Source organism: Roseateles sp., assembly GCF_052436255.1.
GTDB lineage: Bacteria > Pseudomonadota > Gammaproteobacteria > Burkholderiales > Burkholderiaceae_C > Pelomonas.
Window position 1 is genome coordinate 1 of sequence record NZ_JBQVNP010000229.1, and the last position, 5182, is coordinate 5182.

Below are 5182 nucleotides of genomic sequence, written 5' to 3' on the forward strand. Positions count from 1 at the left end.
GACCGATGCCGAAATCGCTGCGATGGGACTGCGCCTGCACGACGCCCAGTCGTGCGTGGCGCGCGAATACGGCTTCGCATCCTGGGCTGACCTGCAGGGCTTCGTTCTCGCGCGGCGCTCGCAGGCCGAAGACCCGGCGAAGGCCGTCCTCTACTGGCTGCGCCTCGTCTACGCGGGCGACATCGCCGGTGGCAACAATAGCGCGCGGCCCGCGGCGGCCCTTCGCCTGCTCGAGGAGAGCCCCGGTCTGCTCGGCGGTGACCCGAGCCTCGCCTGCGCGATCGGCGATGAAGCGGCGTTGCGGCGAGCCATTGCGCACGACCCTGGCTGGGTGAACCGACCGGGCGGTCCGCTGGCACTGCAGCCGCTCGTTGCCGTGGCCCATTCGGGCCTGTTGCAGTTGCCCGACTTCCGCGAACGCCTGCTCGCCTGCGCAAGGCTGCTGCTCGACGCAGGCGCAGACCCGAACCAGTCGGTCGGCAACCGCTGGCCTCCTGCGTCTCTCGAAACGCCTGCGGAAACCGAGCGGCTTTCGGCGCTGTATGGTGCCGCCGGCCAAAACCACGACCTCGCGCTCACCAAGCTGTTGCTGGATGCAGGCGCCGATCCGAACGACGGCGAATCGCTCTATCACTCGCTGGAGAACCCGGCCTGCACGAAGCTGCTGCTCGACGCCGGCGCGCGCATAGCGGGCACGAACGCGCTCTATCGCGTGCTCGATCTCGACGACGTCGAAACGCTCAGGCTGCTGCTCGCACATGGCGGCAATGCGAACGAGCCGCCGATGGGCCCACCCACTTCCGACTGGGGTTCGCTGCTGCTGTGGGCCATCCGTCGACGCAAGTCCCCCGCGCACATCGAGGCCCTTCTGGCGGCAGGCGCAGACCCTTCGGTCACGACGAGCGATGGCATCAGCGCCTATACGGCGGCCCTGCGCTTCGGGCTGCCGGAAGTCGCACGCCTTCTCCAGCCTACCGGCGATGACACGACGCTCCCCATGGCCGAAGCCTTCGTTGCCGCCTGCGCGCAGGCCGACGAGGCCACGGCGCGCCGCATCCTGGCGGCCCACCCCGGCATCGTCGCAACGCTTTCCGAAGCACAGCTGCGCCAGCTGCCGGAGCTCGCTGCCCAAGGCTGCGCCGACGCCGTGAAGCTGATGGTCGAACTCGGCTGGCCCATCGCCACCCGCGGCGGCGACTGGGACGCCTCGGCGCTCAACAAGGCCGTGTTCCGCGGCGACGCCGGACTCGTCCGCTTCCTGCTCGAGCACGGCGCAAGCTGGCAAGAACAGCACGGCTTCGGCGACAACACCTGCGGCGGCCTCTCGTGGGCCTCGTGCAACGAACCACCGGACGGCGAAGGCGACTGGCTCGGCTGCGCCCAGGCACTCGTCGCCCACGGCATGCCCGCCGCGCGACCCGACCCCGCAAGCCCGGACTGGCTGCTCGTTGGCGGGCGGCGGTATGTGTTCTCGGACGAGGTGACGGACTACCTGCTCGGAGCCTCCACCGCGCAGGGCTAAAAAAAAGCGGGCCCGAGGGCCCGCCCAAAGCCGTCCATCGGGTTGCGAGAAGCACGCGACCCGACTCCGACTCACCTCGAACTCAACTCCTGTTTCCTCTCACTTCCTTCTCCAGCTCAGAGCGCGCGCCAACCGAGTTCCGGCGCGATGTGGCGCGACAGGTCGGTCAATATCTGCTCGTATTCCCCGCTGCTGAAGTTGTAGGGCAACTCCACCCGCAGCTCGCTCACATGCGGCAGCACCGGGTCGCGGCGCAGGCGCTCCAGGATCTCGTCGGACGTGCCCACGAGATCGCCTGCGAACAGCGTGCGCCGCTCGCCCTGCGGCGCCAGCGTGCGTTCGATCCGGCCGGCCGCGAACTCGCGATAGCGCTTGCGCGTGGCGGCATCCGCGCCGTCGAGCGGCACGATCACGCGGCCCAATGCCACCCTGCCCTTGCGCCCCTCGGTTTCGCTGGCACGGTAGCGTTCGATCAAGCCCAGCTGCGCCTGCAGGAAGTCGTCGGTGGTCTCGCCCGACAGCACGTTGCCCAGCAGCAGGTGAAAGCCGTTGCGCCCGGCCCATTCGACCGAACGCAGTGAGCCGCCGCCGTACCAGAGCCTGTCGATCAGTCCCGGCGCATATGGCTGCACGCGCGGCCGCACACGCCCGCCGGCGGATTCGATGAAGGTCTCGTCGTCGCCCAGCAGCGTGTCTTCCAGGTTGGCCTTGAGCCGCCCCACACGCTTGTGCGTGAAATCGACGGTGTTCGGTGCCGCGTCATGAAAGCGATTGCCGAGCAAGGCGCCATGCAGCGGCGCACCCGCGCTCAGGCCCACCTGCAGCCTGCCGCGCGACAGCACATCGACGGTGGCCAGGTCCTCGGCGAGGCGGAACGGGTTCTCGTAACCCATCTGGATCACAGCAGCACCCAGCTCGATGCGGCGCGTACGTTGCGTCGCCGCGGCCAGGAAGGTCGCGGCCGAGGACACGCCGCGCTCCAGGTGACGCTGGCGCACCCACGCGCCATCGAAGCCCAGCTTCTCGCCGAACTCGAAGAGCTTCAGCGCGGCTTCGATACCGGCCAGCGGGTCGCCCTCGGCATAGTTGCCCGGCGTCAGGAACGCGAGATGACGAATGCCGGAGCTGCTCATGGGGCGAACTTCGGCAGGCCGGGCGGATTGACTTCCGACTTCGGCAGGGCTTCTTCCGCCAGGCTCCAGCGCGCAAGCGCCTTGGCATAGGTGCCGTTGCGGATCAGGTTGTTGGCCGCCGTGGTCAGCGCCACCGCGAGGCCGCTGCCCTTGCGCGTGGCAATGGCCACGTCCGACTTCAGCGGCCAGCCCGCGTTGACCGTGCCGACCAGCCTGATCTGGCCGTTCTTCGCTGCCTCGTAGGCCTGCGGCGCGTTCGGGTTGAAGTTGGCGTCGACCCGCCTGGTGACCACCGCCAGCGTGCGTGTCACGTCATCGTCGTAGTACTGGATCTCGACGGGTTTCAGGCCGGCCGCGACGTTCTGCCGGTTCCACTCCAGCAGGATGCGCTCCTGGTTGGTGCCTGCACCGGTCGTCAGCTTCAGGCCCGCCACGTCCTTCGGCTCGCGGATCGACTTGATGGCGCTGTCGGTGCGCACGTAGAAGCCGTGCAGGCCGAGGCGATAGGTCGAGAAGTCGAACTTCTCCTTGCGTTGCTCGGTCACGCCCACGTTGGAGATCACCGCGTCGTACTTGCCCGAGCTCAGGCCCAGCGGCCAGTCGGCCCAGGCGATGGGCTGCAGGTCGAGCTTGAGGCCCAGTGCGTCGGCGATGAGCAGCGCGAAGTCGGGGTCGAAACCGACGACCGTCTTCGCGTCGGAGGCGTAGGTCGAGATGGGCGGCGCGAACGGTGCGATGGCGACCGTCAGCACGCCTTCCTTCACGAACTTGAAGCTCGGCGGAATCGCGTTGACGGCCTCGGCGTCCTTGCCCGCGCGCAGGCGGCCGCGCTGCTCGGGGCTGAAGTCGAACTTGTCGGCGGCGTGGGCCGTACCGGCGATCAACGTGAGCGCAACGAGGCCGCGCGCCATCCATGTGTGCTTGAAAAAAGCCATGGTCATCACTTCTTCGGCAGGCCCGGCGGATTGGTGCGCGCGACCTCGATGGCCTCGGACTCCAGGTTCCAGCGCGACAGCGCCTTGGCGTAGTTGCCGTTCCTGATCTGCGTGTTCAGCGCCAGCGTGACGGCCTCGGCAATGCCCGAGCCCTTGCGCGAGGTGACGGCGATCTCGGCATTCAGCGGCCAGCCGCCCGAGAACAGGCCGGCAAGCTTCGTCTTGCCGTCGCGCGCCTCGTAGGCCGCGATGCCGTTCGGGCCCAGGTACGCATCGGCACGCCCTGACTGGATGGCCAGGCGCTGCACGACGTCATCGTCGTAGTACTGGATCTCCACCGGCTTCAGCCCGGCCGCGACGTTCTGCTGGTTCCAGCGCAGAAGAATCTGCTCCTGGTTGGTGCTGGCGGAGACGATCACCTTCAGGCCCGCGATGTCCTTCGGTTCCCTGATCGCGCCGAGCTTGCTGTCCGACTTCACGTAGATGCCGAGCTGGTCGTTGCGGTAGGTGGAGAAGTCGAACTTCTCCTTGCGCTCCTCGGTCACCGTCACGTTCGAGACCACCACATCGAACTTGCCCGACTGCAGGCCCAGCGGCCAGTCGGCCCAGGCGGTGGACACCAGCTCCAGCTTGCGACCGAGGCTGTCGGCCACCAGTTGCGCGATGTCGGGGGCGTTGCCCACCGGCGTTTTCGTGTCGGTCGCGTAGGCGGCGAACGGCAGGCGGCCGGTGGTGGTGCCGACGACGAGCACGCCCTCCTTCTGGAACTTGAAGTCCTTCGCGAGCCGCACGGCCTCGTCGATCTTCTGCGCGCGCGGGCGGCCGGGCTGTTCGGGACTCAGGTCGGGGGCCGGCTGCGCCGATGCGGCGAGCGGCACGAGCAGCGCGGCCAGAAGTGCGGACAGGATGTTTCGTCGATGGGTCATTGGAGGCAATGCAGTAGGGAGGAAAAAGTCAAAGAACCTTGGCCAGGAACTCGGCCGTGCGCGGATGCTCCGGCGCGTTGAACACCTTGTCGGGCGAGCCGGTCTCCAGAATGCGACCGCGCTCCATGAAGACGATGGTGTCGGCGACCTCCCGGGCAAAGCCGATCTCGTGCGTGACGATGAGCAGCGTGGTGCCCGAGCGCGCCAGCTCCTTGATGACGGCCAGCACCTCGCCCACAAGCTCGGGGTCGAGCGCCGAGGTGGGCTCGTCGAACAGCAGCACCTTGGGCCTGAGCGCCAGCGCGCGTGCAATCGCCACCCGCTGCTGCTGCCCGCCGGAGAGCTGGCGCGGATAGGCGTGCGTCTTGTCGCCCAGGCCCACGCGCACCAGCAGCTCCGAAGCGAGCGCCTCGGCCTCGGCGCGCGGCAGGCCGCGCACGGACACCGGCGCCTCGACGATGTTCTCCAGCACCGTGAGATGCGGGAACAGGTTGAAGTTCTGGAACACCATGCCCACGTCGACGCGGCGCTTGAGGATCTCCTTCTCGTGCAGCTCGTAGAGCGTGTCCTCGTCGCGGCGGTAGCCGATGAGCTCACCGTCGATGGCGATGAAGCCGTCGTCCACGCGCTCCAGGTGGTTGATGGCGCGCAGCAGCGTCGACTTGC

5 protein-coding genes are annotated in these 5182 nt (G+C 68.2%); 1 reads left to right on the forward strand and 4 read right to left on the reverse strand.

Going from position 1 to position 5182, the window contains the following annotated elements; genetic code table 11:
- Positions 1–1522, forward strand: a 1522-nt coding sequence (locus ACT6S0_RS26220) for an ankyrin repeat domain-containing protein (RefSeq protein WP_444766672.1), incomplete at its 5' end; no start/stop codon positions are given.
- Positions 1523–1638: 116 nt separating this feature from the next.
- Here ACT6S0_RS26220 and ACT6S0_RS26225 read toward each other — a convergent pair.
- From ACT6S0_RS26225 to ACT6S0_RS26240, 4 genes are all read right to left on the reverse strand, one after another.
- Positions 1639–2655 (reverse strand): LLM class flavin-dependent oxidoreductase, encoded by a 1017-nt coding sequence (locus ACT6S0_RS26225; protein ID WP_444766673.1) that lies wholly within the window; start codon positions 2653–2655, stop codon positions 1639–1641.
- Positions 2652–3566, reverse strand: a complete 915-nt coding sequence (locus ACT6S0_RS26230) for an ABC transporter substrate-binding protein (RefSeq protein ID WP_444766676.1) — start codon at positions 3564–3566, stop codon at positions 2652–2654. The genes ACT6S0_RS26225 and ACT6S0_RS26230 overlap by 4 nt, the downstream gene beginning before the upstream one ends.
- 29 nt (positions 3567–3595) lie before the next feature.
- Positions 3596–4516, reverse strand: coding sequence for an ABC transporter substrate-binding protein (locus ACT6S0_RS26235; RefSeq protein ID WP_444766674.1), 921 nt, complete (start codon positions 4514–4516; stop codon positions 3596–3598).
- A 28-nt stretch (positions 4517–4544) separates the two neighbouring features.
- The coding region (locus ACT6S0_RS26240) for an amino acid ABC transporter ATP-binding protein (RefSeq protein WP_444766675.1) at positions 4545–5182 on the reverse strand (638 nt) is incomplete at its 5' end.

What these genes read in the sequence shown, in the direction of transcription:
- ACT6S0_RS26225 (WP_444766673.1), bottom strand. Translation starts at nt 2,655, where the DNA reads ATGAGCAGCTCCGGCATTCGTCATCTCGCGTTCCTGACGCCGGGCAAC.
- ACT6S0_RS26230 (WP_444766676.1), bottom strand. Translation starts at nt 3,566, where the DNA reads ATGGCGCGCGGCCTCGTTGCGCTCACGTTGATCGCCGGTACGGCCCAC.
- ACT6S0_RS26235 (WP_444766674.1), bottom strand. Translation starts at nt 4,516, where the DNA reads ATGACCCATCGACGAAACATCCTGTCCGCACTTCTGGCCGCGCTGCTC.